Raw genomic sequence first — 25,469 nt, 5'->3', positions numbered from 1 at the left:
AAGCCCTGGGCCGCCTAAGCGGCAATTCCGGCGCATGAAGAATGTTGGCAGGCTGGTTCGTGCCCGATATGGGTATTTTCTTCGCTTCCGGCAATCGGTGGAGCGGGAAAACCCTGGATCAGGCTTTGTCTCTCTTGGCCAGGGCGTCGTCGATGATCGCTTTGGCCGCCAGAAACGCGGCCTCTATAGCCATTTCGGAGGTATCAAGCAAGTGCGCGTCCGCCGCCGGCTTCAGCGGCGAGTCGGCGCGGCCCATGTCGCGCTCGTCGCGGCGCACAATATCGGCAAGAATTTCGGCGAAATCGGCGGTGCCGCCGATGCTTTCGATCTCGGCCAGCCGGCGCTGCGCCCGCACTTCGGCGCTCGCCGTCACATAGAGCTTTATGTCGGCGTCAGGGCACACAACCGTGCCGATGTCGCGCCCGTCGAGCACCGCGCCTGGCGGTGTCCTGGCGAAATCGCGCTGCTTTTCGACCAGGATGCGCCGGACGGTAGGGTAAATCGCGACCTTCGAGGCCGCCTCGCCAACCGCATGCGCCGACAGCACCGCACGGTCGAGCTTTGCCAGATCGACCTGGCGTGCGGCGGTTTCGGCTGCTGAGACATTGTCGAGTGGCAGCGCGTGCCGGATCAACGCATAGGCGACGGCGCGGTAGGTGAGGCCGGTGTCGAGCAGGTTGAGGCGGTAGTGGTCGGCCAGACGTCGGGCCAGCGTGCCTTTGCCGGCGCCGGCGGGTCCGTCGATGGCTATGGTGAAGGTCATTGGCGGGCCAACACGAAAGACAGACGCCGCGATCCTTCGCGCCCCCCTCTGTCCTGCCGGACATCTCCCCCTCCAGGGGGGAGATCAGAAGCTTCTGCGCCCCACTCTTTCCTGCAATTTCGAAAACTGGCGAAAGCCGCTGTGACGGCCGATCTCCCCCCTTGAGGGGGAGATGTCCGGCAGGACAGAGGGGGGCGCTGTCCCGCCGACATCTCTGCTTGCTTTGCGCTTGGCATCAACCTACCCGATCTCCGCACCGAGCCCCGTCATCAGACCCATGAACTCCGGGAAACTCGTCGCGATCATGGCGGCGTCGTCGATGGTCACCGGCTTTTCCGTTGCCAGCCCCATCACCAGGAAGCTCATGGCGATACGATGGTCGAGATGCGTCTGCACCGTCGTGTCCTGGCCGTTGGGATGGCCGCCCAGCCCCTTGCCGCCGGGCTTTCCGCGCACCGCGAGCGAAGCTTCGCCTTCGGTGCAGTCGACGCCGTTGAGCTTCAGCCCATTGGCAACCGCTGCCAGTCGGTCGGATTCCTTCACCCGCAGCTCTTCCAGCCCCTGCATCAACGTCTCGCCCTCGGCGAAGCTCGCGGCAACTGCCAGCACCGGATATTCGTCGATCATCGACGGCGCCCGCTCGGGCGGCACGGTGACGCCCTTGAGCTCGGAGTAGCGCACGCGCAGATCGGCGACATCCTCGCCGCCGGCATTGCGCGGGTTCAAGATGTCGATCTGGCCGCCCATTTCCTGCAGTGTCAAAAGCAGGCCTGTGCGGGTCGGGTTCATCAGCACGTTCTCGATGAGGATGTCCGAACCCGGCACGATCAGGGCCGCGACCAGCGGGAAGCCGGCCGAGGAGGGGTCGCCGGGCACGGCGATGGTCTGCCCCGTCAATTTGCCCTGGCCCTCGATGAAGATGTGGCGCACGCCGCGCTCGTCGGTCTCGACCGAGAGATTGGCGCCAAATCCCCTAAGCATCTTTTCGGTATGATCGCGCGTCATCACCGGCTCGATCACGGTGGTGATGCCGGGCGTGTTTAGGCCTGCCAGCAGCACGGCCGACTTCACCTGCGCCGAGGCCATCGGCACGCGGTAGGTAATGGGTGCGGCGTGTTTCGGCCCATGCAGCGTGATCGGCATGCGGTCGCCCGGCGTCGCCTTCAGCACCTGCACGCCCATCTGGCGCAAGGGTTCGAGCACGCGGCCCATCGGCCGTCCCGACAGCGATGCGTCGCCGATGAAGGTGGTTTCCATGTCGTAAGTGCCGACAAGGCCCATTGTGAGGCGGGAGCCGGTGCCGGCATTGCCGAAATCGAGCGGGCCTTCCGGCTGCAGCAGCGCGCCATTGCCGGTGCCGCGGATCACCCACTCGGCGCCGCGCTTCTCGATATGCGCGCCCATCGCCTTCATGGCGGCAGCCGTGCGCATCACATCCTCGCCTTCGAGCAGGCCGGTGACGCGGGTTTCGCCGGACGCGAGCCCGCCGAACATCATGGAACGGTGCGAAATCGACTTGTCGCCCGGCACCCGCGCGGTGCCGGAAAGGGCAGATGATTTGCGGGCGGTGGCCGGCTTGGCAGCGGCGGCGTGAGACATGGAATTTCCCTGGACGGAATGCCGGCGCACCGGCGCTTTTCATTTGTTGCGGCGGTCTCGTATCACGGCGGGGGGAAATGGTCATCCCCATGGTCGCCGCTTGGCGCGAGGCCTTTCAGTGCTTGGTTTTGTGACGCCGGCTTTTCGCTTTGACAGCGCGGTAAACTGTGGTTAAGGGGACCACTCTTTTACTGACGAGGCTTGACGTGGCAAAAAACGAACTTGGCACAAAGCGTGTCGACCCTGAAACGGGCCGAAAATTCTACGACCTGAACAAGGACCCTATCGTCTCGCCCTATACGGGCAAGACGTATCCTCGTTCCTATTTCGAGGACGGCAAGATCGCCGCCCTCGAAGAGGAAGAGGAAGTGGCCGAGAAGGAAGTGGACGCCGAGGAAGAAGAAGGCGTTGAAGTCGTCTCGCTTGAAGAGGCCGACGAAGACGTCAAGGCCGGCGACGAGCTTCCCGACCTGGGCGACGACGAGGACGATGTCGATCTAGGCGACGATGAGGACGATACTTTCCTTGCGGACGAAGAGGAAGAAGACGACGATGTCGCCGACATGATCGGCGTCGGCGACGACGACGACGAAGTCTAAGAACGCTTCGAACGCATGCATTTAGCGGCGTTCACGGGCTATGACGAAAAAGCGGCCCTCGAAGGCTTGATCTTCAGGGAAGGCGGGGTTAGAAGCCGCCTGCACTAAACGGCGCGGTCCTGAAACCCGCGCCGGACCTCTCGCCGGCAACGGCGACGGCTGACTGCCGGAGTGGGGCCATAGCTCAGTTGGGAGAGCGCTTGAATGGCATTCAAGAGGTCGTCGGTTCGATCCCGATTGGCTCCACCAAACAGTCTGCAATGTTTCCATGCATTTAGCATCGCGGCTGGCTTAACGCTGTTACTGTGATTAGTTCCGGGGCACCGCAGTGTTTCACGTCGACGGATTCCACTGCGGGCACACTTTGCCGACAGGTGTGGCTTCCTAGCTACATACAAAGTTGCAGGCATATTCTACTAGTTGCCTGACATTCTGCTGGGGATTCCGATGAAAGCCTTTCTTTTCGCTTCACTTATCGCGCTTTCGGTGACCGCGCCGGCAATCGCCGCCGACACCATTACTGCTCCTGTGGACACCCCTGAATGGACCTGGCAAGGACCTTACGCTGGTATCTTCGGCGCGGGAACGCTGGAGCACTACAAGATCCATGAGCCGAACATTGGCGCCGGAGCTACCCACAGCCCCGGCTCGGCAACAATCGGCGGCTTTGCGGGCTATAACTTCCAGTCGGGCAAGATTGTCTACGGCGTCGAAGGCGAGCTTGGGTATCGCTTCAAGAAGAACACCTTCAACGACATTCCTGGCCCAGGCGTCCTCGACGCTTCCACCGGGTTGTTTGGCTCTGTAAAGGGTCGAGTCGGAATGGACATGGGAGCGTACATGCCGTTCGTCACGGCGGGGGTAACCGCCGCAAAGTTGAAGACGTTCTATCCAGGTGGTGACGCGGAGCGCGATGCCACCTTGGTAGGCGGCATCGTTGGAGCAGGTTTAGACGTCGCACTCACCCACAACGTGTTTTTGCGCGGAGAGTATGATTTCTCCTTCTTTGGCAAGAAATCGCTCGAATATTGCGGTGGCGGGTGCACACTCGAACACACGGTTCAGACGCACGACTTCCGCGTCGGCGTCGCGATGAAATTCTAGCTGTTAGCAGCACGAGCCTTGCTGAACTGGTCGCGTGTGCGACTTGCCGCAAAGGTCGACCTTAGCGGAATGGCGATCAGCGGTCTCGAGAACGGATTCAGGAAATCGCGTCCTCACGATATCGCGGCAGTCCGCAAAGCGTTTGAAGAGGCCGGAATCGTCTTCACCGTCGAAGGCACTCCCTCGCTAGCCCGCTCAGAAGGTGATAGCGGCCTCGCCACCGACAACAGACAGTGGCGCCGGCGGCAGAGAAAATAATAAGGGCGAAAAGCACGGGCGACCGATGAAGAACGTCCGGGTGCGACTGAACATCCTCGCTCCAAGGATGTTCTTGGGCCGCACGAAAAAGCCCGCCAGCTTGAGCTGGGGGCAATCGGTCTGGAGTAGCTGGAATGAGCCAGCATAGACGAACGAGCGGCGGGTTGGATGGTCCCTTTACCTGCCTGGCTTACCAGCCACCGCTCTCCAAGGCTCCCATAGACCTACGCCTGCTAAGTCGTCACGTCGAGCGCGTGAGTGGCCGTCACCTTGCCAACCTTGGCAATTGTCACGCAGATCGCCCGGACCAGGCTCGGTAGCGCAAGATAACACGAAATGCCGCCGGTGGCGCGAACGCGAAGGCCAAACCCGATCCGCTCGCTGTCGAATACAGAAGTCCGTGCCGTTCGGCTTCGTAGCGCCCACCACGCGCTTTGTGATTTTGACTGATTTGGCGCCTTCGGACATACTGTGGCACCGCTTGGAGGGTCGGGGCACCGCCAGGGCACCATAAAATAGACAACCCGGCGACACTCACGGAAGCACCGTAGCTGATTTGCGTTGAAACTAATAACTTCCCGGACACTGGCTGCAACGCACGGAAACAGAACGAAAGAAAGGCCCTATGAATGGCATTCAAGAGGTCGTCGGTTCGATCCCGATTGGCTCCACCAAACAGTCTCTTTCCGACGCTCGGTTTCGCGGCATTCATGCTTGTCGCCTGCCAGTCGGCGCCTGAACCATCATCGCCGCCGCCAGCGCCCGCACCTCAGCCCATGGCGCCTGCCGCGATCTCTGCTCCGGATGGTGCGGCGGTCCTCGATCCATCCGTGCGGGTCATGCCCCCGGGCGAAGGCGTCCCGGCCAAATATGTCGCGTTTTCCGGCATATGGGGCGGACAGCTGGACGGGATGTATGACGGCAAGCTCGCCGTGCTGACGATTACGCGCGGCGGCAATGTCACCGCCACCTATGCCTGGGGCAATGTCGGCGACAACAAACCGGGCGTGGCAGATGGCGAAGGCAAGATTTTCGGCAACACGCTGAAACTGCGGCGCCTTCCCAATGGCGCGGACGTCAGCGCGGTCATTCAGGCGGACGGAACGCTGGCCGTCACCTATGGGCTTGCCGACCGCACCTATACGGGCACGTTCACCAAGCAGTAATCGCGAGAGCGAGTGTCAGCCTACGGTTCGCGCCTGCCCCGATCAGTGCAGGCCGAATTCGCGCAGCAGTTCTTCGCGATAGCGCACGAAGCGGCTCTCGCTGCGCTCGCGCGGGCGTGGCAGGTCGATGTCGATCAACCGCGCCGCGCCGCCTTTCTCCTTGGGCAGGATCAGCACGCGGTCAGCCAGATAGATCGCCTCCTCCAGATCGTGGGTGACCATCACCATGGTGACGTTCTCTTCGCTCCAGATGCGCGCCAGTTCCTCCTGCATGCCGATCTTGGTCATGGCGTCCAGCGCCCCGAGCGGCTCGTCGAGCAGAAGGATTTCGGGCTGCACGGTGAGCGCCCGGGCGATGCCGACGCGCTGCGCCATGCCGCCGGAAAGCTGGCTCGGAAAAGCATCCGCGAATTCGGCAAGGCCGACCAGGGCGACGTAGAAGCGGGCGCGTTCCTCGGCCTGCCTCTTGGGAACACCGCGCACTTCGAGGCCGAACGCGACATTGCCGAGCACGCTCAGCCACGGCAGCAGCCGCGGCTCCTGGAAGATCACGGCACGCTCGGCGCCGACGCCATGCACCGGCTGGCCGTCGATCGCGACACCGCCGCTGTCGGCCGCCTCCAGCCCGGCCAGAATACGCAGCAGCGTGGTCTTGCCGGAGCCGCTGGCGCCGACAATGACCAGGCATTCCCCCGAACGAATGTCGAGGTTGAGCGTCCGCAGCACGGCAAGCTGGCGCCCGCCGAGGCTGAAGGATTTGGACAGGTCGCGGATCGAGACCTCCCCGCCGCGGTTGGAACCGGTCATCTCATCTCTCAGCTATTTCAGAGCTCAGTTGATCTTGGTTTCGCCGGGCCGGTACAGAATGTCGGCGGCTTTCAGCTTGCCCTTGGCCAGACGGCCGTCGCGCTCCAGCACGGCGACCCAGAAGTCGATGTCGCGGTCGGTCGCCTGCGCACCTTCGCGCAGACCAAAGCCGGTCCAGTAGCGGGCGAGATCGCCGTTTTCACCGCGCTTGTCGAGGATAGTGGCCAGCACCTTGCGGGCTTCGTCCGGGTTCTGGCGCGACCAGTCCGAGGCGCGCGCCGACTGTTCGACGAAGTTGCGCGCCGCATCCGGGTTGGCGGCAATGAAGTCGCGCCTGAGCACGACGAAGCCGCCGGCGAGTTCGCCGAGCACCTGCGTGTCGTCGAACACGCCGCGCACGCCGCCATTGGCGACCAGCGCGCCGGCAAAGGTCGCCTGCCAGTAGCCGAGGCCGGCAATGTCGACTTGGCGCGAGCGCAGCGTCTGCTCAAGCTGCGGGCCGGGCACGACAATGAGGTTGGCGGCGGTCGGCGGCAGGCCGACGCTGTGCAGGGCCTCACGCACCGTATAGTCGAGATGAGCGCCGAGCGTGTTGACCGAGATGGTCTTGCCGGCAATGTCGGCGATCGATTTGATCGGGCTGTCTTCCAGCACGTAGAAGACGCTCTTCACATCCTTGTTGATGCCGTTGCTCGGATACGCCGCGACGAAGTCGTTGCCGCCCGACATCGAGTTGATCACCGCCGCGGTGGCGGCCGAGCCGATGTCGACGCTGCCGGAAGACAGCGCAAACAGCGATTCCGGTCCACCCGAGGAATAGCCGACATTCTCCAGCTCGACGCCGAGCCCTTTGAAGTAGCCGAGCTCGTCGGCCAGCTCATGCGGGGAGATGCTGCCACGGCTGGCGAGGTAGCGGAACTTGACGGCTGCGGCTTGCGCAAAGGCCAGGCGCGGCAGGCCGGCGGCGATGAGGCCGGCGGCAAGCGGCGCGCCGGCAAGCAGCGAACGGCGGGTGATTTTCATGATCGGGTCCTTGTGAGGTAAACGGTGAGGGGCGGACTGCTCAGTTGACAGGATTGCTCCAGCGACAGAGCCGCCGCTGCAGGGTGACCAATGCCTGATTGGCGATCAGGCCAAGCCCGGCGAGGATGACGATTGCCGCAAACATCAGCGGGATCTGGAAATTGTACTGCGCGTTCATCACCTGGAAGCCGATGCCCTTGTTGGCACCGATCATCTCGGACGCGATCAGCAGCAGCAGCGCCGTGGTGGCGCTCAGCCGCAAGCCGACGAAGATCGACGGCACGGCGCCCGGCAGTACGACGCGGCGAAACACGGTGAGCCGGCTCGCACCATAGACGCGCGCCATTTCAAGCAGCTTGGGATCGACTTCCTTGACGCCGCTGGTGGTGTTGAGCAGCAGCGGAAACAGCGTCGCCCAGAAGATGACGAAGATCTTCGAGGTCTCGCCAAGTCCCAAGAGCAGGATGAACACCGGGTAGAGCGCCAGTGCAGAGGTCTGCCGGAACACCTGCAGGATCGGATCGAGCGCGGTTTCGACCGGGCGCACCTGGCCCATGAACAGGCCGAGCGGAATGGCGACGGCGACGGCTGCGGCAAAGGCGATGCCGGCGCGCTGCAGGCTGATGGCGATGTCGCCGAGCAGGCTGCCGCCGGCAAGCCCCTTCCAGAGCGCTTCGACGATCATGTCGATCGGCGGCAGCACCGCCGCGTTGACCCATCCGACGCTGCTCGCCACCTGCCAGAGCGCCAGGAAGCCGGCAAGCACGCCGTAGCGCTTCAGGAAGCGAAAAGCCGCCTTGCTACCGAGGTTCAGGAAGTCGGTGCCGAGCCCGGTTTCGCCACCACCGCGGCGAACCGTGATTTGCCGATCGATGTGCTGCAACGTCATTGCTTCACCCCTTCGATGCCAAGGTCATTCGGCGGCAAGGACGGTCGAGCGGGCGACGGTCCATGGATTTTCCGGGCGCCTGAGGCCGAGATTCTCGCGCAGCGTGCGGCCTTCGTAAGCCGTGCGGAACAGGCCGCGCCGCTGCAGCTCGGGAATGACCAGGTCGACGAAATCGTCGAGCGCGCCGGGCAGCCAGGGCGGCAGGATGTTGAAGCCGTCGGCCGCGTCGCTGGTGAACCATTCCTCCAGCTGATCGGCGACCTGCCTGACGCTGCCGACGATGGTGTAGTGGCCGCGCGCCGTCGCTACCCATTGGTAAAGCTGGCGGATGCTGAAATTGTGCTCGTCGGCAATCTGCCGGATCAGCGCCTGGCGGCTCTTCATGCCTTCGGTTTCCTTGCTCGGCGGCAACGGGCCGTCGAGCGGATAGCCCCTGATGTCGAGCGTCTGGCCGGCAAGACCGTTGAGGAGCGCAACACCGTCCTCGGGCAGGATAAGGTCGTTGAGCTGTTGGTATTTGGCGCGGGCCTCGTCCTCGGTGCGGCCGACGAAGGGCGCGACGCCCGGCATGATCAGCACCTGGTCGGGATCGCGGCCGACTTCAGCCACGCGCGCCTTGATGTCGCGGTAGAATTCCTGCGCCGTCTCGAGCTTCTGATGGGCCGTGAAGATGACCTCGGCCGAGTGCGCGGCAAGCCCACGGCCGTCTTCCGACTGCCCCGCTTGTACGACAACCGGATGTCCTTGCACCGGGCGCGGCACGTTGAGCGGACCCTTGACGCTGAAATGCTCGCCCTTGTGGTCGATGTCGTGCAATCTGTCCTTGTCGTAGAAACGGCCCGACTGCTTGTCGCGGATGAAGGCGTCATCCTCCCAGCTGTCCCACAGCGCCTTGACCGTCTCGACATGCTCATGCGCCCTGGCATAGCGCTCGGCATGGCTGGGCTGGACGTCGCGGTTGAAATTGCGTGCCGTTTCGTCGCCGGCCGAGGTCACCACGTTCCAGCCGGCGCGGCCGTTCGACAACAGGTCGAGCGAAGCGAATTTGCGCGCCAGCGTGTAAGGCTCCTCATAGGTGGTGGACGCCGTTGCGATGAAGCCGAGATGCGTCGTCAGCGGCGCCAGCGCCGCAAACAGCGTCACCGGCTCGAAGCCGGCGATCTTGGCGTTGCCGCCCTCGCGGGCGCCGAGGCCGACGGTCAGGTTGTCGGCCAGGAAATAGGCGTCGAACAGGCCGCGCTCGGCGGTCAGCGCCAGTTGCTTGTGGACTCGAAATTGGTGGCGCCGTCGGCCGGCGCATCGGGATGACGCCAGGCGGCAATATGCTGTCCGCCGCCGGGCAGGAAGGCGCCGAGCTTGATCTGCCGCGGTTTGCTATCGGACTTGCTGGCTCGAGTCATTTGCAGGCGTCCTTCTGGTCTATGCGGGATGGAATATTGCGTCGCGGATCGTTGGTTTTCAGGCGGCAAGGACGACGCTGTAGGGCACGCCGGCCACCCGGCATGCCTCGGCGACCGCCTGCCGGGCTCGCGCCTTGACTGCCTCTGACACCAGCACGCCATCTGCAAAGTCCTTGTCCGAGGCGTAGATCGCGGTCGGCAGGGTCTGCGCCTCGAAGAAGCCGAACAACGGCCGCAACTGGTGTTCGACGACAAGCGAATGACGCTCGCCGCCGCCTGTTGCCGCCAGGATGATCGGCTTGCCGCGCAGCGACGACGGGTCGAGCAGGTCGAAGAAGTGCTTGAACAGCCCGGTGTAGCTGCCCTTGAAGGTCGGGGAGCCGACCACCAGCACGTCGGCGCCGAGCAGCTGCTCGATAATACCGCGCGCCGCCGGATCGAGATCGCCAAGCTGTCTTGCAGGCGCAAAGGACGGGCCGAGATCCTCGATGTCGAAAACGCTCAAAGCCGAGCCGGCCCGGCTCGCCACCTCACCGGCGATGTGGCTGACGAATGCCTTCGTCTTGGACGGACGGGTCAGGTTGCCGGACCACCCCACCACCAGCTTTTTTGACATCCGAGGCTCCTTCTCGCAAACGCACTATCCGCATTAAGCCTACCGATTTTGTAGAATTAAATGAGCGAGAAGATTTCAAAACCGGGCTCTGAAGCGAATGGAGTTTGCGGTACATCGCCTTTGGTTGGTTCATTTGGCCCCAAAAGCGCCGCGGCAGATGCTGACGCGGTCGCGAAAGGCATCGCCGGGGACCATGGCCTTGGTCCTTTGCGCACTGATGGGTATCGTCGCGAAACCGTCAAGGGCCGGCGGCATTGACACTGCGTTGTGTGAGTGTCGATTGAACCCGATCGCGTGGGCGATGAAGTAGGCAACTGCAATCAAAGAACAGGATGCGCGCATGAAAAAGATCGGCTTTCTTTCCTTCGGCCATTGGTCGCCCTCGTCGCAATCGCAGACGCGCTCGGCGTCCGACGCGCTGCTGCAGTCGATCGACCTGGCCGTCGCCGCCGAGGAGCTGGGCGCGGACGGCGCCTATTTCCGCGTCCATCATTTTGCCCGCCAGCTCGCTTCGCCGTTTCCGCTTCTGGCCGCGGTCGGCGCCCGCACCAGCCGCATCGAGATCGGCACCGCCGTCATCGACATGCTGGCCGAGGATGCGGGTGCTGCCGACCTGATCGCCGGTGGCCGGCTGCAGCTTGGCATCAGCCGCGGTTCGCCGGAGCAGGTGATCGACGGCTGGCGCTACTTCGGCTACGTGCCGCAGGACGGCAAAAGCGATGCCGACATGGCGCGCAACCATGCCGAGGTGTTTCTGGACGTGCTGCGCGGCGAAGGTTTCGCGCAACCCAATCCGCGGCCGATGTTCCCCAATCCTCCGGGAATGCTGCGGCTCGAGCCGTTCTCGGCCGGCCTACGCGACCGGATCTGGTGGGGCGCCGCTACCAACGCCACCGCCGAATGGGCGGGCAAGCTCGGCATGAACCTGCAAAGTTCGACGCTGAAGTTCGATGAGGGCGGCCAGCCGCTCCACATCCAGCAGGCCGAACAGATCCGCGCTTATCGTGCGGCGTGGAAGGAAGCCGGCCATACACGCGAGCCGCGCGTGTCGGTCAGCCGCAGCATCTTTGCGCTGGTGAACGACCGCGACCGCGCTTATTTCGGCGGCGGCAGCAGCGAAGATCATTTCGGCTATATCGAGCCTGAGAAGCTTGCCGTCTTCGGCCGCTCCTATGCCGCCGAGCCCGATGTGCTGGTCAAGCAGCTGAAAGAGGATGAAGCGATCGCCGAGGCCGACACGCTGCTTCTGACCGTCCCCAACCAGCTCGGCGTCGAGTACAACGCCCACGTCATCGAGGCGATCCTGAAGCACGTCGCGCCAGCTCTCGGCTGGCGCTGACAAGAGGCGCCAGCCGCCGGGCAAACAAAGAGATAGACCGTTTCGCCGGCAAACGGTGAAACGCTCTAAGGGAAGAGGCGGCTAGGCATCCGCCTTGAAGGTCTGCTTCTGCTGGCCGAGCCCCTCGATGCCCAGTTCCACCACATCGCCAGCCTTCAAGAACACCGGCGGCTTCATGCCCAGCCCAACGCCGGGTGGCGTGCCGGTGGAGATGATGTCGCCGGGGTGGAGCGACATGAACTGGCTGAGATAGGAAACGAGATAGGCGACGCCGTAGACCATGGTCCTGGTCGAGCCGTTCTGCATCGTCTTGCCGTTGACCGTCAGCCACATTTTGAGGTTCTGCGGATCGGCAACCTCGTCCTTGGTGACAAGCCACGGCCCGGTCGGACCAAACGTGTCGCAGCTCTTGCCCTTGGTCCACTGGCCCTGGCGCTCGGCCTGGAAGGCGCGCTCGGACACGTCATGGGCAACGGCATAGCCGGCGACATAATCCAGCGCATCGGCCTCGCTGACATATTTGGCTTTTCTGCCGATGACCACGGCGAGTTCAACCTCCCAGTCGGTCTTTTCCGAGCCGCGCGGGATCAGCACATCATCGTCGGGGCCGACAATGGCCGAGCTCGCCTTCATGAAGATGATCGGCTCCGGCGGCACGGTGGCGCCGGTTTCGGCGGCATGGTCGGAATAATTCAGGCCGATGCAGATGAACTTGCCCGTGCCGGCGACGCAGGCGCCGAGGCGCGGCTTGCCGGAAACCGCCGGCAGCGAGTTCGGATCGAGCTTCGACAATGTCTCGAGCGACGCCGGATCGAGCGCCTTGCCAGCAATGTCGGTGACATGACCCGAAAGATCGCGGATCGTTCCATCCGCATCGAGCAGGCCGGGGCGTTCGCTCCCTATCTCGCCATAGCGCAGCAGTTTCATCTTGCTCTCCAAATTGCGGCCCAAGGCCGTTTTCAAAACTCGCTCCGCCAAGCGATGACTGGGCGGACTCTGGCTATCGGACCCGACCTGGGGCAAGCCGGACTTTAGAACTGTTCGAGCCTGGACCTGCGGATCGAGGCTATTGCTCAGATCGACCAGCCGCCGTCGATATTATAGGCCTGGCCTGAGGTGTACGTGGCGCCGGCGAGGTAGACGGCAAGGTCGGCGATTTCCTCGGGCGTGCCGAGACGGCCCATCGGCTGGCGGGCAATGAAGGCCGCGCGGGCCGCCTCGTAATCGCCCTGCGCATGCATGCGGTCCTGCAGCGACGGGCTCTCGACGGTGCCGGGGCAGATGGCGTTGCAGCGAATGCCCTTGGCGACATAGTCCGCGGCAACCGCCTTGGTGAGACCGATCACGGCCGCCTTGGAGACGCCATAGGCGAAGCGGTTGGGCACGCCCTTGCCGGCGCCGGCGACGGACGACATGTTGATGATCGAACCATCGCCGCGTTCCAGCATGCCGGGCAGTACGGCCCGAATGGTTCGGATCATGGCGCGGACATTGAGGTTGAAGGCGAAGTCGAGATCGGCATCCTTCATCTCGAGGATCGAGCCGGAATGAACGAAGCCAGCGCAGTTGAACAGCACGTCGACGCGGCCGATTTCAGCGAAGCCCGATGTGACGGCATCATCGTTGAGGACGTCGAGCTTGCGGGTCTTGATGCCGGAGGTCTTGGCGAGTTCGGCCAGCAGCGCCTCGTTGATGTCGGTGGCGTGCACGACGGCGCCTGCCTTGGCGAAGGCCAATGCGCTCGCCCTGCCGATGCCTTGCGCCGCCGCCGTGACGACAACGACCTTGCCTGCCAGATCCGCCATGCGTTTCTCCTCGCCCTCTTTGGCCACTTCTCGGCCCGATTTAATGCCGGCTGACCGGGGCGTCCTGTGCCAGACAGGCGAGACTATGCGGCCTGCACAATCCATCAGTCCAAAATAACAAATGTTTTTTCTGGTTAAAGAACACACGTCCGGGCGTCAAGCCCGAACGCGATCACCTTCACGACGGCCGATGTAATGCACATCGCTTGCTCTGATGCAACAACATGTATGACAACCGGGCAACGAGTGACGCTGCCATGGTTCGCTCAAGCACAGCGCGTTTCAGGCGGCATTAGTCGCCGTATGGCACCCAGACGTTCTTCACTTCGATGGCCCGCCGCAACAGGGCATCGCCGGCGGCCTCGTCGGAGGCCCAGTCGAGGCTGCGGCCGTTTCCGGTCCAGACGCGCTTGAGATTGCCGATGGAATCGGCCTCCGCCCTGGCGCAGGTGTCGGCATCGGCGAACAGCCACAACCCGTCGACATCGTCATGCTTGGCCAGCACGCCGGCAAGCTCCGCCGTGCGGCCGGTGACGATGTTGATGGCGCCTGCCGGAACGTCGGAATATTCGATCACCTGGTAGAGATCGGTGGCGAGCAGCGGGTATTTTTCCGACGGCACGGCCACCACCGTGTTGCCCATGGCAAGCGCAGGTGCGATCAGGGAGATCAAGCCGAGCAGCGGCGCGCTGTCCGGGGCGACGATGCCGACGACGCCGACCGGCTCGTGCAAAGCGAGCGTGACGGCGCGGGCCGGTGGCTGATGCACCCTGCCCTCATACTTGTCGGCAAGGCCGGCATAGAGGAACAGGCGCTCGATCGATTGTTCCACTTCCTCCCGCGCGGCCTTGGCGTTGGCGCCGGTCAGTTCGGTCAAGCGTGCGGTAAACTCGCCGGCACGGCCGGACAGATTTTCGGCGAGATAATATAGCACCTGGGAGCGATTGTAGGCGGTCGCCTCCGGCCAGGCCTTGCAGGCGCGGGCGGCGGCAACGGCGTCGCGGATGTCCTTGCGGCTGCCGAGACCGACTTCGCCGGCGAGCTTGCCCTTGGCAGTGGCTATCGCCAGCGAATAATTGCCGTCGGGCCGCACCTGCTTGCCGCCGATGAACAGCTTTGCGGTACGATCGATGGCGCCGCCATCCGATTGCTCGACCGGCTGCGCCGAAGCCGCCGTCGGCTTGATCACCGGGCCGAGCGGCAGCTTTGCCGAGAGATACTCGAACATGCCCTCGCGCCCGCCCTCGCGGCCAAAGCCGCTTTCGCGATAGCCGCCGAAGCCGCAGGCGGCGTCGAACATGTTGGTGCCGTTGACCCAGACGACGCCGGCCTTCAGCTGCGGCGCGACATGCAGCGTGAGGTTGATGTTTTCGCTCCACACCGAGGCGGCCAGCCCATAGCGCGTGTTGTTGGCGAGTTCGACCGCTTCCTCGGTGTTGCGGAAGGTCATGGTGGCCAGAACCGGGCCGAACACCTCTTCCTGCGCCAATATATTTGCCGGCGAAACACCGGTGGCGAGCGTCGGCAGGTGGTAGTAGCCGGAAGACGGCAGCACCGCGTCGGGCTGCCAGCAGACGGCGCCCTGTCTGGCGCCTTCTGCGACCAGGCCCTTGACGCGGTCGAGCTGTGTGGCGTCGACCAGCGGTCCGATATCGGTGTTCTTGTCGAGCGGGCTGCCGACGCGAAGCCGGCTCATCCTGACCTTGACCTTTGCGATCAACGCGTCGGCAATGCCTTCCTGCACCAGAAGCCGCGAGCCTGCGCAGCAGACCTGGCCCTGGTTGAACCAGATGCCGTCGACCAGTCCTTCGACGGCGCTGTCGAGATCGGCGTCCTCGAAGACGATGAAGGCCGATTTGCCGCCAAGCTCCAATGACAGCTTCTTGCCCGATCCAGCCGTGGCTTTCCTGATGATCTTGCCGACCTCCGAAGAGCCGGTGAAGGCGATCTTCTGGATGCCGGGATGGTTGACGATGGCGACGCCCGCTTCCGGCCCGCCCTGGACGATGTTGACGACGCCCTTGGGCACGCCGGCACGCTCGCAGATCTCGGCAAACAGGATGGCGGTGAGCGGCGTGAACTCGGCCGGCTTCAGCACCACCGTGCAGCCGGCGGCGAGCGCCGGCGCAATCTTCCAGGCCAGCATCAGCAGCGGGAAATTCCATGGGATGATCTGGCCGACGACGCCGACACCCTTGTGGCCTGGGAAATCCTTGTCCAGCGCCTGCGCCCAGCCGGCATGATGGATGAAATGGCGGATGGCCAGCGGCACGTCGATGTCGCGGCTTTCGCGGATCGGCTTGCCGTTGTCGATTGACTCAAGCACTGCGAACAGGCGCTGATGACGCTGCATCGCGCGGCCAATGGCGTAAAGCACTTTTGCGCGCTGGTAGCCCGAGGATGCCGACCATTTCGGCAACGCCCTGGTGGCTGCGGCGACGGCTGCGTCGATATCGGCGGCGCCGGCATCGGAGATCTTGGCCAGCAGCTTGCCGGATGAGGGTTCGCTGGTCTCGAAGGTCTTGCCGCCGCCTGCTGCCTTCCAGCCGCCGTCGATGAACAGCGCCTTGCCGAAATCGCGTCCGGCAAGCCAGGCATCGGCCTCGGTGCGGGCTTCCGGCGCCGGGCCGTATTCCATGGCGTGATAGCGTTCGAGAATGTTCATGACGCGCTCCAGATAATCGTCTTGGCAGGCGCTCTGTGGCGCCCCCCTCTGTCCTGCCGGACATCTCCCCCACAAGGAGGGAGATTAGCCTTCGCGCCTGTCGGCTCTGAAACGTCGACAATTGGCGAAATCGCCGACGTTAGCCAATCTCCCCCCAAGTGGGGGAGATGTCCGGCAGGACAGAGGGAGGCGCGAAGGAACACGACGTTCAAGGCCTTCATCCGCCTCACGCCATTGCGTGGCGGTGATTGGCCGAATAATGCCCGGTCAGATGATGCTCGAGCTGGCGCTCGATATCGGTGAGGAGGCTCGAGGCGCCGAAGCGGAACAGGTCTGGCTCCAGCCAGGGCCGGCCGAGCTCCTCCTTCATCAGCACCAGCCAGTCGAGCGAGGCCTTGGCGGTAGAGATGCCGCCGGCCGGCTTGAAGCCGATGAGAAAGCCGGTCTCCTCGAAATAGGCTCGGATGGCGCGCACCATGGCAAGGCCGACGGGCAGCGTGGCGTTGACGCTTTCCTTGCCGGTCGAGGTCTTGATGAAATCGGCGCCGGCCATCATCGCCACCATCGAGGCTAGCATGACATTTCGCAGCGTGGCGAGGTCGCCGGTGCCGAGAATGACCTTGAGATGCGCATCGCCGCAGGCTTCGCGCATCGAGACGATCTCGTTGTAGAGCTCCTGCCACTTGGCGCCGAAGACCAGGCCGCGCGGGATGACGACGTCGATCTCGTCCGCGCCGTCGCGCACCGATGCCTCGATCTCCTGCAGGCGGGTCGACAGCGGCGCAAGGCCGTGCGGGAAAGCGGTGGAGACGGCGGCGACATGGATGCCGGTGCCGCGCACGGCATCAACAGCCGTCGCGACGAATGGATGATAGACGCAGACCGCCGCCGGGCGGATTTTTTCGCCCTCGATGCCAAGCCCCTCGACGATGTCGCGGCGGAACGGGTTGATCGCCTTGGCGCACAGGCGGCGGACGCGCTCTTCGGTGTCGTTGGAATTCAGCGTCGTCAAATCCATGCAGGAGACGGCGCGCAGCAGCCAGGCGGCCTGGTTGTCGGCCTTGATCGAACGACGCTTGGTCAGGCTGGCGACGCGGCGCTCCAGCGCCGAGCGATTGACCGAGCGCACCGATTCCATGAAGCCGAGATCGAGCCGCATGCCGGTGTTGCGGGCGATGCCATGCGATTGCGGAACGGGCGTGTTGGCTGCGGCACGCGCCGGCAGCGGCGTGACCTTGGACCCGCCGAGATCGGCTTCGCGGATTGTGCTGCTCATCTCCTGCCCTTTCGCTCGACGATTTTACGTCGTGGTGCGTGTCGTTGCTCCCGGACCGCATGGCGGCTTTAGGCGACGCACACCGAAGATAGCTCGTGAAGCATCGCTTCACGAGTCCTTCAAGCGGTCATAGCAGAAAAAGGCGGCGAAAGCAGCTGAATTTTGACCGCATGGTCAAAATTCCAATCGAGAAGCTGGCGCCGAGGCGCCTGCTGATGTCAGCCGACGAAAGCGCGCTCGACGACGAAGGTCGAGGGATGGCTGAGCGAGCCCTCATGGAAGCCGAGGCTTTCGGCCATTTCCTTGACGTCCTTCAGCATATGCATCGAGCCGCAGATCATGATGCGGTCCGTCTCCGGATTGAGCTTCTCGATGCCGAGGTCGGCGTAGAACTTGCCCGAGCCGATCAGCGCCGTGATGCGGCCCATGCGCGCCGATTCTTCGCGGGTCGTCGAATTGTAGAGGGTGACGCGGCCGCCGGTCAGTTCGCCGATCAGGGGATCGTTCTCGAGCGCGGCCACCAGTTCCTGGCCATAGGTCAGTTCGGCATTGTCGCGGCAGGTGTGGGTCAGGATGACCTGATCGAATTTTTCGTAGGTATCGGGGTCGCGCAGAAGGCTGGCGAAGGGCGCAATGCCGGTGCCGGTCGAGATCATGAACAGGCGCTTTGCCGGGGTCAGCGCGTCGACAACCAGCGTGCCGGTCGACTTCTGGCGCATGATGACGGTGTCGCCGACCTGGATCTTCTGCAGTTCGGAGGTCAGCGGACCATCCGGCACCTTGATCGAGAAGAATTCCAGCTCCTCGTCCCAGGCCGGGCTGGCGACCGAATAGGCGCGGTACACCGGCTTTTCGGCATTGGGCAGACCGATCATGACGAACTCGCCGGAGCGGAAGCGCAACGACTGCGGGCGGGTGATGCGGAACGAGAACAGGCGGTCGGTGTAATGCTTCACCGAGACGACGGTTTCGGCATAGACATTGGCCGGAATCGGGAACTGCAGCGGACGGGCGCCGGCGGTGTTGAGTGCGGATGTGGTGTTCATCAATCCAACTCTGTCTTGCCCAAGCCACTACGCGGGCGCCAAACCGTTTCCTGCGCGCCCAGACCCTTCAGGTCCCGGCGCGCCGTCCACACACTCCAAAGCAGTAAGCTCTTGTGTCCCAAATTTATTAGTATACAAACGATATTTGTGTCAAGATACCACGCTAAAACAGCATTCCAAACTGCGGCATATTCATAGTCCTGGCATTTCGGGTTTCGACAATGAAAGAGAATTTTTCGGTGAAGCAGCCGGATTCCGCGGGCGACGTCGTTGCCGGCATCGATGTCGGCGGAACCTTCACCGACCTCATTTTGATCGACGGCAAAGATGGCGGAAAGGTGCATATCGCCAAGACGCCGACGACGGTCGACAATCAGGCGTTCGGCGTGGTTTCAGCGCTGGGCGCCACAGGCTTTGCCATAGACGGCATCGACCTCATCGTGCATGGCACGACCACCACCACCAATGCGGTGCTGGAACGCAGGCTGGCGAAAACCGGCATGATCACCACGCGCGGTTTTCGCGACGTGATCGAGCTTGGCCGCCGCACACGGCCGCAGCCCTACGGCATGACCGGAAGCTTCGTTCCGATCATCCCGCGCGATCTCCGGCTCGAAGTGTCGGAGCGCGTCGAAGCATCCGGCGCGGTGCGCACGCCGCTCGACGAGGCCGAGATGCGCGACGCCGTGAAGACGCTGATCGGGGCCGGCTGCGAGTCCCTCGTCATCCATTTCCTGCATTCCTACGCCAACCCTGGACATGAGCGGCGCGCCGCCGAAATCGCCGCCGAGCTTTGGCCGAACGGCTACATCACGACTGGCCATGCGCTGCTGTCGGAAGCGCGCGAATTCGAGCGCGGTGTGACCGCCGCGGTCAACGCGTCGGTGCAGCCGGTCCTCGAGCGCTATGTCGAGCGGCTGCGCAAGGAATTGGCCGCCAAGGGCTATGCCCGCGACTTCCTGATCATGAACGGCAATGGCGGCATGATCTCGGCCCGTTTCGTCACCAGGGAATCGGCCAAGACCGTGATGTCCGGACCAGCCTCGGGCGTCATTGCCGCGGCCTATACGGGCAAGCGCGCCGGCTTTGAAAACCTCGTCACCTACGACATGGGCGGCACCTCGACCGATGTGGCGCTGATCCGCAATGCGGAGCCCGCCGTCTCCAACGAGATCGAGATCGAATATGCGATGCCGATCCATGTGCCGATGGTGGCGGTGCATACGGTCGGCGCCGGCGGCGGCTCGATCGCCCGCGTCGATGCGGCCGGCCTGATCCAGATCGGCCCGGAAAGTGCCGGCGCCAATCCCGGCCCGATCTGCTACGGCCGCGGCGGCCTGGAGCCGACCATCACCGACGCCAATCTGGTGCTCGGGCGGCTGGCGCCGAAAAAGCTGCTGGCGGTCGAAAATCCGGTCACCGTCGAGCGGGTCACCGGCATTTTCGAAGACAGAATAGGCAAGGCCGCCGGCCTCTCCGGCGTCGAAGCGGCGGGCGCGGTGCTGCGCCTGGGCAACATGAAGATGGCCGGCGCCATCCGCATGGTCTCGGTGTCGCGCGGCCATGATCCGCGTGATTTCGCGCTGTTCGCCTTCGGCGGCGCCGGGCCGTTGCATGCCTCCGCCCTGGCGCGCGAACTCGGCCTGCCCCGTGTGCTGGTGCCGGCCCGTCCGGGCATCACCAACGCGCTCGGCTGCGTCGTCGCCGATCTGCGTCATGACTTCGTCAACACCATCAACCAGCCGGTCGCCGTGCTCGATGAAGCCAGGCTTCGCGAGGTGCTGGAACGTCACCGCGGGGAAGGCGACGAACTGATCGGCAAGGAAGCGGTGAAGCCGGAAACGATCCGCGTCACCCATTCCGCCGACATGCAGTTCGTCGGCCAGACCCACATCATCAACGTGCCGTTGCCGTCTTCATCGGTGACAAGGCAGGAGTTGCAGGCGCTGTTCGAAAAAGCCTATTTCGCCCGCTTCAAGGTCGAGCTGCCGGAGATCCGCGCCAATCTGGTCAACCTCAACACGTCGGTGACGGGCGTGCGGCCGGCGATCGACCTGTCACGGCTGATCGACCCGGCCGGACGTACAAAGACGCTAGACGAGGCGCTGCGCGAAACAAGGCCTGTCTGGTACGCAGGACGCTGGCACGATACGCCGATATACGCACGCGAAAAGCTGCCGCCCGATGCCGTCATCGAAGGGCCGGCGATCCTCGAACAGATGGACGCCACCACCGTGCTCGAACCCGGCGACCGCGCAAGATCGGACGCCGACGGCAACATCATCATCGATATCGGCGAGGCCTGAGATGCAAAAGCTCGACGCCATCACGCTTTCGGTCCTGCAGGCTGCCCTCCAGCAGGTCTGCGACGAGATGGATCTCACTTTCTCCCGCGCGGCCTTCTCGCCTGTCATCGCCGAAGCCAATGACCGCTCCGACGGCATCTACTCGGCCGTCGACGGCTCGCTGATCGCACAAGGCAGCCAGGGCCTGCCGGTGTTCGTCGGCGTCATGCAGTATTCGACCAGGACGGTGATCGAGATGATCGCCGCCGGCCGCTGCCTGCCGCCTGAGCCGGGCGACATCTATATCGTCAACGATCCCTATCTCGGCGGCACGCATCTGATGGATGTGCGCTTCGCCATGCCGGTCTATCGCGACGGCAAGATATTTTGCTGGCTATCGAATACCGGCCACTGGCCCGATATCGGTGGCTCGGTGCCGGGCGGCTTCTCCGCTTCCGCCACAGCCGTCGAGCAGGAAGGCCTGCGGCTGCCGCCGGTCAAGCTGTTCAAGAAGGGCGTGCTGGACACGGAAATCTACGCCATCATCTGCTCCAACATCCGGGTCGCCGACCAGCGCATCGGCGATATAAGGGCGCAGGCCGCGGCACTGCTGATCGGTCAGGACCGGCTCAATGGAATCCTCGATCGTTACGGCAACGAAACTGTTGTCGAGGCGATCGCCGAACTGCGTCGCCGCGCCGCCGAGCAGATGCGCGCCAACATCTCCGCCATTCCCGATGGCACATACAGTTCGAAGGCCTTTGTCGACTCGGACGGCGTGGTCAACGAGCCGCTGACCATCGCGCTCGCCGTCGACAAGCAGGGCGACACGCTGACCTTCGACTTTACCGGCTCGTCAAAACCATGCGCGGGGCCCATGAACAGCGTGCTGGCGACGACCTTGTCGTCGGTCTATCTAGCCATGCGCCATATTTTCCCTGATGTGCCGATCAGCGCCGGCGCTTTCGAGCCGCTGATCGTCAAGCGGCCGGAAGGCACGTTCCTCGACGCCAAATACCCGCGTCCCGTCTCCGGCTGTGCGGCTGAAGTCTCGCAGCGCATCGCCGAGGCGGTGTTCGCGGCGATGGTGCAGGCGCTGCCGGAAAAGGTGACGGCCGCGCCCGCCGGCTCCAGCGGCAATTTCGCGCTCGGCGGCAACGATCCGGCCCGCGGCCGCGACTATGTGATGTATCAGATCTCCGGCGGCGGCTATGGCGGCAATTCCGGCCATGACGGCCTGACCAATGGCTGCTCGACCATCGGCATTTCGAAATCGCCGCCGGTCGAGATCATGGAGCAGGCCTTTCCGGTTCTCTACCGCCACTATGCCTTGCGCGAAGGCTCCGGCGGCGCCGGCAAGCAGCGCGGCGGTTTTGGCCTCGCCTATGAGGTCGAGATATTGCGAGGAGAGGCGCGCGCGTCCTTCGTCATGGACCATGGCCGTTTCGGCCCGCAAGGCGCGCTCGGCGGCAAGGACGGCGCGGTGAACACGGTGACCGTGTTCCGCGACGGCGAGGCACATGTGCCGCCGCATCTGTCCAAGGAACAGGACATCGCGCTCAAGGCCGGCGACCGCGTGAGGGTCGGCACGCCCGGGGGCGGCGGCTATGGTGATCCGCGTGAGCGCGACCCGAAACTGGTCGCCGAAGACATCAGGCTTGGTTACTACACCGTTGAACAAGCCAAAGAGCTGTTCGGAACCTGACAGCCGACAGGCCCGAGCCGCGTCAGGTCTGCAGCTTGGCCTTCAGCGCATCGGCGAATTTTTGCGCGATCTTCTTGAAGCCGGCGGGATCGGGATGCAGTTCGTTGGCCCAGTCGGCCACCTTCAACGTTCCCTGCGTGTCGACCAGATGGAAATTGTTGTTGGGATCGTCGGCCAGGCGCTTCACCACATCGCGGAACGCCGCCAGCGCGTCGTGAACGATGACCGTGCCCTTGCCGACCGTCCAGTTGCAGAAATCGAGCGACGGTTTCAGCCACGGGCCGACACAGGACGGATGCGCTCCGTTCGGGATCGGAAAATCATAGCAATGGCCAAAGATCGGCACGCCTGGCGCGACGCGGTCGCGCAGCGCGAACAAATCGAGATAGCAGGCCTCGACCATGCCGAGCGCCTTGGTGAAGCGGTTCTTGTTCAGCCCGGGGGCGTGGCCGTCATTGAAGTCAAGGAAGATGCAGAACTGGTCGCCGGCAATGTCGTTGCCACCGGCAGAGAACAGGATGGCATCGGGCTTGCCGTCCAGCCAGTTGGCCTTGTTGCGCAGGGCGGCGATCATGCGCTGCTGCTTGGGCAGCGACATCTCGTCGGTCGCCGCATCGCCATGATGGGCAAGGTTGAGGATGGTCGGCGGCATCGAGCCGATGCGTCGCAGCTGCGCGATCACGTCGGTGTCGACGAACGGAAAGCCGTTACCGGTGAGCGGATAGTCGAACCAGGAATCGCCCTGCGCCAGCATCACCAGCGGCCGGTTGGCAACGGCCGCCTCGAGATTGCCGGCGCTTTCCCTTGCGGTTTCGAGCCGCTCGATGTTGGCTTGGTGAACCCTGATGCGCTTGGCGATGTCGTCGTCTATGCGCCGCTGCGCGGCTTCCTGCACGAATTCCTGCTGGTCCATCCCCAGGTCCCTCCCACGACCGTCTACTTCCAGCTGAACATGCGCCCATGTCCATGATCGGTCTGTAATTTAGATCACAGTAAGATTCCTGGGGAAGGACGGCTTGCCGCGCCGTGATCGCCGCAGAGCATGTCGTTTCCGTCTCCGTGGGGCCTGCAAAAGACCATAGACTTCTATCCTTGTTTTCGCGCAATTCCGGACGGGAAACCGCCAACACCTTCCCTGGAATTGCTTAGTCAACGGAGATCAGGAACATGCGTCTTTTCGGTCGTTTCGTGCTTGCCGCTTCCGCCGCCCTGCTGCTTGGGACCGGTGCTGCCTCCGCCGAGAAACTCAGGATCGGGACCGAGGGCGCCTATCCGCCTTTCAACTATGCCAATTCGGACGGCACGCTGGGCGGCTTCGACATCGACCTCGGCAAGGCGCTGTGTGCCGAGATGAAGGCCGAGTGCGAATTCTCCGTACAGGATTTCGATGGTTCCATTCCGGCGCTGCAGGCCGGCAAGTTCGACGCCATCATCAACATCACCATCACGCCGGAACGGGCCGAGAAGGTCGAGTTCACCCACAAATATTACCAGACGCCGCCGGCCATCGCCGTGCCGAAGGATTCGACCATCGCCGGCACATCGCCGGACGATCTGAAGGGCAAGGTGCTGGGCGTGCAGAGCGCAACCATCCACCAGAATTTCGCCGAGCAGAAATACTCCGGCTCGACCGTGAAAGCCTATCCGACGGGCGACGACGCCCGCACCGACATGGCCAATGGCCGGCTCGACGCGATGATGGACGGCTCGATCATCCTGACCGAATGGCTGAAGAAGCCCGATGGCGCCTGCTGCAAATTGCTCGGCACGCTGACCGCCGATCCGGCCATTCACGGCCCCGGCGTCGGCATCGCCCTGCAAAAGGGCAACAAGGAACTTGCCGACAAGTTCAATGCCGCAATCGAGGCGCTGCGCGCCAACGGCAAGTACAAGGAAATCAACGACAAGTACTTCGCCTTCGACGTCTACGGGGGTTAATCCCTCAGCCAACCCGACCTCGGCAGCGCCACCCGGCGCTGCCGTTTTCATGAGATGACGGAGAAGTTTCTTGGTTGAGCGGCGCTCCCCCTTCTACACCAGCATCGTTGGCCTCGGCGCCACGATGGGCCGGGTCGGCGGCGACTTCGTCTCGGCCAAAACTTATTCCGGCATCGCCGACGAGCATCTGAACACGCGCAAGAATGTCGGCGTGCAGGATCTCAGCACCATGGGCAAGATGGACATCAAGGGGCCGGAAGCGGAGGCGCTGGTCAACCACGTTATCGTCAACGATGCGGCCGCGATGAGCCCCGGCCAGGTGCGCTATTCCACCGTCTGCCGCGACGATGGCGGCATCATGGACGACCTCACCGTGTTCCGGCTGGCGCCTGAGCATTTCATGCTGGTGACCGGCTCGGTCAACCGGCTGAAGATGCTGCCCTGGCTGCAGCATCATGCTGAAGCGCGAAAGGCCTATGTCACCGACATCACCGCGGCCGTCGCCTTCCCGACCATACAGGGGCCGCGCTCCCGCGAGCTGCTGAAAGCACTGGTTTCGGATGCCGATCTCGATGAGTTGAAACGCTGGGCGTTCACTTCAGGGCGCGTCGGCGAGACCAAAGTCCTGATCTCACGCACCGGGGTGACCGGCGAGCTCGGCTTCGAACTGTTCGTGCCGGCGGACGAGGCGACTTCCGTCTGGGACGCGCTGGTGCGGACCGGCGGCGATTTCGGCTTGAAGCCATACGGCGTGCTGGCCATGTTCACGCTCGGGCTGGAAAAGGCCTATCCGGCGCATGGCATCGACATGGACGAGAGCCGTACGCCCTTCCATGTCGGGCTCGATCGCTGGATCAAGTTCGACAAGGGCGAGTTCATCGGCCGCGAGGCATTGCTCAAAATTCGCGACAAGGGGCTCGACGAACGCTGGACCGGGCTGATTCTCGACGGTGACAAGCCGGCCGCGACGGATGCCAGGGTTTTCGCCGACGGCGAGGATGCCGGCGTCGTCACCTACAGCGATCACGGCTATTCCTTAGGCAAAGTTCTGGCGACGGCGCATTTGCGGCTGCCGTTCACCGCCATCGGGACCGAACTCAGCATCGACATTGACGGCAAGCCGACCCGCGCGGTGGTGGCGCCGATGCCATTCTTCGATCCTGAAGGCGCTCGGCTGCGGGCCTAA

At 63.7% G+C, this 25,469-nt stretch carries 21 protein-coding genes, 1 tRNA gene and 1 pseudogene; 10 read left to right on the top strand and 13 right to left on the bottom strand.

From position 1 onward, the window contains the following. Positions 1–118: 118 nt before the first annotated feature. On the bottom strand, positions 119–763 hold the full coding sequence (gene cmk, locus NKI05_RS08835; protein WP_023671315.1) for a (d)CMP kinase: 645 nt from the start codon (positions 761–763) through the stop codon (positions 119–121). A gap of 240 nt (positions 764–1,003) precedes the next feature. Then, complete coding sequence (aroA, locus tag NKI05_RS08830; RefSeq protein ID WP_023815974.1) at positions 1,004–2,362, bottom strand: 3-phosphoshikimate 1-carboxyvinyltransferase; 1,359 nt, start codon at positions 2,360–2,362, stop codon at positions 1,004–1,006. A gap of 206 nt (positions 2,363–2,568) precedes the next feature. Here aroA and NKI05_RS08825 point away from each other — a divergent pair, with 206 nt between their 5' ends. The 4 genes from NKI05_RS08825 (at position 2,569) to NKI05_RS08810 (ending at position 5,489) form a co-directional block, all read left to right on the top strand. Then, positions 2,569–2,961 carry a TIGR02300 family protein gene (locus NKI05_RS08825; RefSeq protein WP_023683538.1) on the top strand — a complete coding sequence of 131 codons (393 nt, stop codon included), beginning with the start codon at positions 2,569–2,571 and terminating at the stop codon, positions 2,959–2,961. Positions 2,962–3,134: 173 nt separating this feature from the next. Beyond that, positions 3,135–3,210 (top strand) — tRNA-Ala (locus NKI05_RS08820). A gap of 198 nt (positions 3,211–3,408) precedes the next feature. Then, positions 3,409–4,065 carry an outer membrane protein gene (locus NKI05_RS08815; protein WP_023688264.1) on the top strand — a complete coding sequence of 219 codons (657 nt, stop codon included), beginning with the start codon at positions 3,409–3,411 and terminating at the stop codon, positions 4,063–4,065. A gap of 1,088 nt (positions 4,066–5,153) precedes the next feature. Next, positions 5,154–5,489, top strand: coding sequence for a hypothetical protein (locus NKI05_RS08810; protein WP_245261929.1), 336 nt, complete (start codon positions 5,154–5,156; stop codon positions 5,487–5,489). A 42-nt stretch (positions 5,490–5,531) separates the two neighbouring features. Here NKI05_RS08810 and NKI05_RS08805 read toward each other — a convergent pair whose 3' ends face one another. The 5 genes and pseudogenes from NKI05_RS08805 to msuE all read right to left on the bottom strand — a co-directional run bounded on the left by NKI05_RS08805 (position 5,532) and on the right by msuE (position 10,224). Continuing rightward, the gene (locus tag NKI05_RS08805) at positions 5,532–6,296 is read right to left on the bottom strand and encodes an ABC transporter ATP-binding protein (protein WP_023683542.1); all 765 of its coding nucleotides are present in this window, start codon (positions 6,294–6,296) and stop codon (positions 5,532–5,534) included. A 24-nt stretch (positions 6,297–6,320) separates the two neighbouring features. Beyond that, positions 6,321–7,319: an ABC transporter substrate-binding protein gene (locus tag NKI05_RS08800; protein WP_023746533.1), complete on the bottom strand. Its 999-nt coding sequence runs from the start codon at positions 7,317–7,319 to the stop codon at positions 6,321–6,323. Positions 7,320–7,359: 40 nt separating this feature from the next. Continuing rightward, the gene (locus NKI05_RS08795; RefSeq protein ID WP_023746532.1) at positions 7,360–8,208 is read right to left on the bottom strand and encodes an ABC transporter permease; all 849 of its coding nucleotides are present in this window, start codon (positions 8,206–8,208) and stop codon (positions 7,360–7,362) included. 24 nt (positions 8,209–8,232) lie between these two features. Further along, positions 8,233–9,608 (bottom strand): annotated as a pseudogene (locus tag NKI05_RS08790) (LLM class flavin-dependent oxidoreductase). A gap of 58 nt (positions 9,609–9,666) precedes the next feature. Further along, on the bottom strand, positions 9,667–10,224 hold the full coding sequence (gene msuE / locus NKI05_RS08785) for an FMN reductase (RefSeq protein ID WP_023671307.1): 558 nt from the start codon (positions 10,222–10,224) through the stop codon (positions 9,667–9,669). Between the two features lie 60 nt (positions 10,225–10,284). Here msuE and NKI05_RS08780 point away from each other — a divergent pair, with 60 nt between their 5' ends. Continuing rightward, entirely contained in the window at positions 10,285–10,482 is a 198-nt protein-coding gene (locus NKI05_RS08780) for a hypothetical protein (RefSeq protein ID WP_155929689.1), read from the top strand. Positions 10,483–10,564: 82 nt separating this feature from the next. Continuing rightward, positions 10,565–11,563 carry an LLM class flavin-dependent oxidoreductase gene (locus NKI05_RS08775; RefSeq protein WP_352792301.1) on the top strand — a complete coding sequence of 333 codons (999 nt, stop codon included), beginning with the start codon at positions 10,565–10,567 and terminating at the stop codon, positions 11,561–11,563. An 81-nt stretch (positions 11,564–11,644) separates the two neighbouring features. On the opposite strand, the gene NKI05_RS08770 is transcribed toward NKI05_RS08775, so the two are convergent. From NKI05_RS08770 to NKI05_RS08750, 5 genes are all read right to left on the bottom strand, one after another. Continuing rightward, positions 11,645–12,490 carry a fumarylacetoacetate hydrolase family protein gene (locus NKI05_RS08770; protein WP_023693126.1) on the bottom strand — a complete coding sequence of 282 codons (846 nt, stop codon included), beginning with the start codon at positions 12,488–12,490 and terminating at the stop codon, positions 11,645–11,647. 146 nt (positions 12,491–12,636) lie between these two features. Further along, on the bottom strand, positions 12,637–13,368 hold the full coding sequence (locus NKI05_RS08765; RefSeq protein WP_023693125.1) for an SDR family oxidoreductase: 732 nt from the start codon (positions 13,366–13,368) through the stop codon (positions 12,637–12,639). Positions 13,369–13,660: 292 nt separating this feature from the next. Further along, a complete protein-coding gene (locus NKI05_RS08760) occupies positions 13,661–16,033 on the bottom strand; it encodes an aldehyde dehydrogenase family protein (RefSeq protein WP_023742296.1) in 2,373 nt (790 codons plus the stop codon). 226 nt (positions 16,034–16,259) lie between these two features. Further along, positions 16,260–17,309, bottom strand: coding sequence for a deoxyribose-phosphate aldolase (deoC, locus tag NKI05_RS08755; protein WP_023689207.1), 1,050 nt, complete (start codon positions 17,307–17,309; stop codon positions 16,260–16,262). Between the two features lie 218 nt (positions 17,310–17,527). Next, complete coding sequence (locus NKI05_RS08750; RefSeq protein WP_023683551.1) at positions 17,528–18,355, bottom strand: ferredoxin--NADP reductase; 828 nt, start codon at positions 18,353–18,355, stop codon at positions 17,528–17,530. Positions 18,356–18,576: 221 nt separating this feature from the next. Here NKI05_RS08750 and NKI05_RS08745 point away from each other — a divergent pair, with 221 nt between their 5' ends. Together NKI05_RS08745 and NKI05_RS08740 are read left to right on the top strand one after the other, a co-directional pair. Continuing rightward, positions 18,577–20,661 (top strand): hydantoinase/oxoprolinase family protein, encoded by a 2,085-nt coding sequence (locus NKI05_RS08745; RefSeq protein ID WP_352792300.1) that lies wholly within the window; start codon positions 18,577–18,579, stop codon positions 20,659–20,661. 1 nt (position 20,662) lies between these two features. Then, a complete protein-coding gene (locus tag NKI05_RS08740) occupies positions 20,663–22,345 on the top strand; it encodes a hydantoinase B/oxoprolinase family protein (protein WP_023815980.1) in 1,683 nt (560 codons plus the stop codon). Positions 22,346–22,367: 22 nt separating this feature from the next. Here NKI05_RS08740 and NKI05_RS08735 read toward each other — a convergent pair whose 3' ends face one another. Continuing rightward, the gene (locus NKI05_RS08735) at positions 22,368–23,258 is read right to left on the bottom strand and encodes an SGNH/GDSL hydrolase family protein (protein WP_023815981.1); all 891 of its coding nucleotides are present in this window, start codon (positions 23,256–23,258) and stop codon (positions 22,368–22,370) included. 254 nt (positions 23,259–23,512) lie between these two features. Here NKI05_RS08735 and NKI05_RS08730 point away from each other — a divergent pair, with 254 nt between their 5' ends. Continuing rightward, positions 23,513–24,283: an ABC transporter substrate-binding protein gene (locus NKI05_RS08730; RefSeq protein WP_023671296.1), complete on the top strand. Its 771-nt coding sequence runs from the start codon at positions 23,513–23,515 to the stop codon at positions 24,281–24,283. Between the two features lie 70 nt (positions 24,284–24,353). Beyond that, positions 24,354–25,469 carry an aminomethyl transferase family protein gene (locus NKI05_RS08725; RefSeq protein ID WP_023736892.1) on the top strand — a complete coding sequence of 372 codons (1,116 nt, stop codon included), beginning with the start codon at positions 24,354–24,356 and terminating at the stop codon, positions 25,467–25,469.

Source organism: Mesorhizobium sp. M0771, assembly GCF_040320155.1.
Classification (GTDB): Bacteria; Pseudomonadota; Alphaproteobacteria; order Rhizobiales; family Rhizobiaceae; genus Mesorhizobium.
This window is presented reverse-complemented; position numbering and strand designations above follow the sequence as displayed.

Excerpts from the sequence above, each read along its gene's own strand:
- cmk (WP_023671315.1), bottom strand. The coding sequence starts at position 763 with ATGACCTTCACCATAGCCATCGACGGACCCGCCGGCGCCGGCAAAGGC.
- aroA (WP_023815974.1), bottom strand. The coding sequence starts at position 2,362 with ATGTCTCACGCCGCCGCTGCCAAGCCGGCCACCGCCCGCAAATCATCT.
- NKI05_RS08815 (WP_023688264.1), top strand. The coding sequence starts at position 3,409 with ATGAAAGCCTTTCTTTTCGCTTCACTTATCGCGCTTTCGGTGACCGCG.
- NKI05_RS08805 (WP_023683542.1), bottom strand. The coding sequence starts at position 6,296 with ATGACCGGTTCCAACCGCGGCGGGGAGGTCTCGATCCGCGACCTGTCC.
- NKI05_RS08800 (WP_023746533.1), bottom strand. The coding sequence starts at position 7,319 with ATGAAAATCACCCGCCGTTCGCTGCTTGCCGGCGCGCCGCTTGCCGCC.
- NKI05_RS08795 (WP_023746532.1), bottom strand. The coding sequence starts at position 8,208 with ATGACGTTGCAGCACATCGATCGGCAAATCACGGTTCGCCGCGGTGGT.
- msuE (WP_023671307.1), bottom strand. The coding sequence starts at position 10,224 with ATGTCAAAAAAGCTGGTGGTGGGGTGGTCCGGCAACCTGACCCGTCCG.
- NKI05_RS08780 (WP_155929689.1), top strand. The coding sequence starts at position 10,285 with ATGAGCGAGAAGATTTCAAAACCGGGCTCTGAAGCGAATGGAGTTTGC.
- NKI05_RS08775 (WP_352792301.1), top strand. The coding sequence starts at position 10,565 with ATGAAAAAGATCGGCTTTCTTTCCTTCGGCCATTGGTCGCCCTCGTCG.
- NKI05_RS08770 (WP_023693126.1), bottom strand. The coding sequence starts at position 12,490 with ATGAAACTGCTGCGCTATGGCGAGATAGGGAGCGAACGCCCCGGCCTG.
- NKI05_RS08765 (WP_023693125.1), bottom strand. The coding sequence starts at position 13,368 with ATGGCGGATCTGGCAGGCAAGGTCGTTGTCGTCACGGCGGCGGCGCAA.
- NKI05_RS08760 (WP_023742296.1), bottom strand. The coding sequence starts at position 16,033 with ATGAACATTCTCGAACGCTATCACGCCATGGAATACGGCCCGGCGCCG.
- deoC (WP_023689207.1), bottom strand. The coding sequence starts at position 17,309 with ATGAGCAGCACAATCCGCGAAGCCGATCTCGGCGGGTCCAAGGTCACG.
- NKI05_RS08750 (WP_023683551.1), bottom strand. The coding sequence starts at position 18,355 with ATGAACACCACATCCGCACTCAACACCGCCGGCGCCCGTCCGCTGCAG.
- NKI05_RS08745 (WP_352792300.1), top strand. The coding sequence starts at position 18,577 with ATGAAAGAGAATTTTTCGGTGAAGCAGCCGGATTCCGCGGGCGACGTC.
- NKI05_RS08740 (WP_023815980.1), top strand. The coding sequence starts at position 20,663 with ATGCAAAAGCTCGACGCCATCACGCTTTCGGTCCTGCAGGCTGCCCTC.
- NKI05_RS08735 (WP_023815981.1), bottom strand. The coding sequence starts at position 23,258 with ATGGACCAGCAGGAATTCGTGCAGGAAGCCGCGCAGCGGCGCATAGAC.
- NKI05_RS08730 (WP_023671296.1), top strand. The coding sequence starts at position 23,513 with ATGCGTCTTTTCGGTCGTTTCGTGCTTGCCGCTTCCGCCGCCCTGCTG.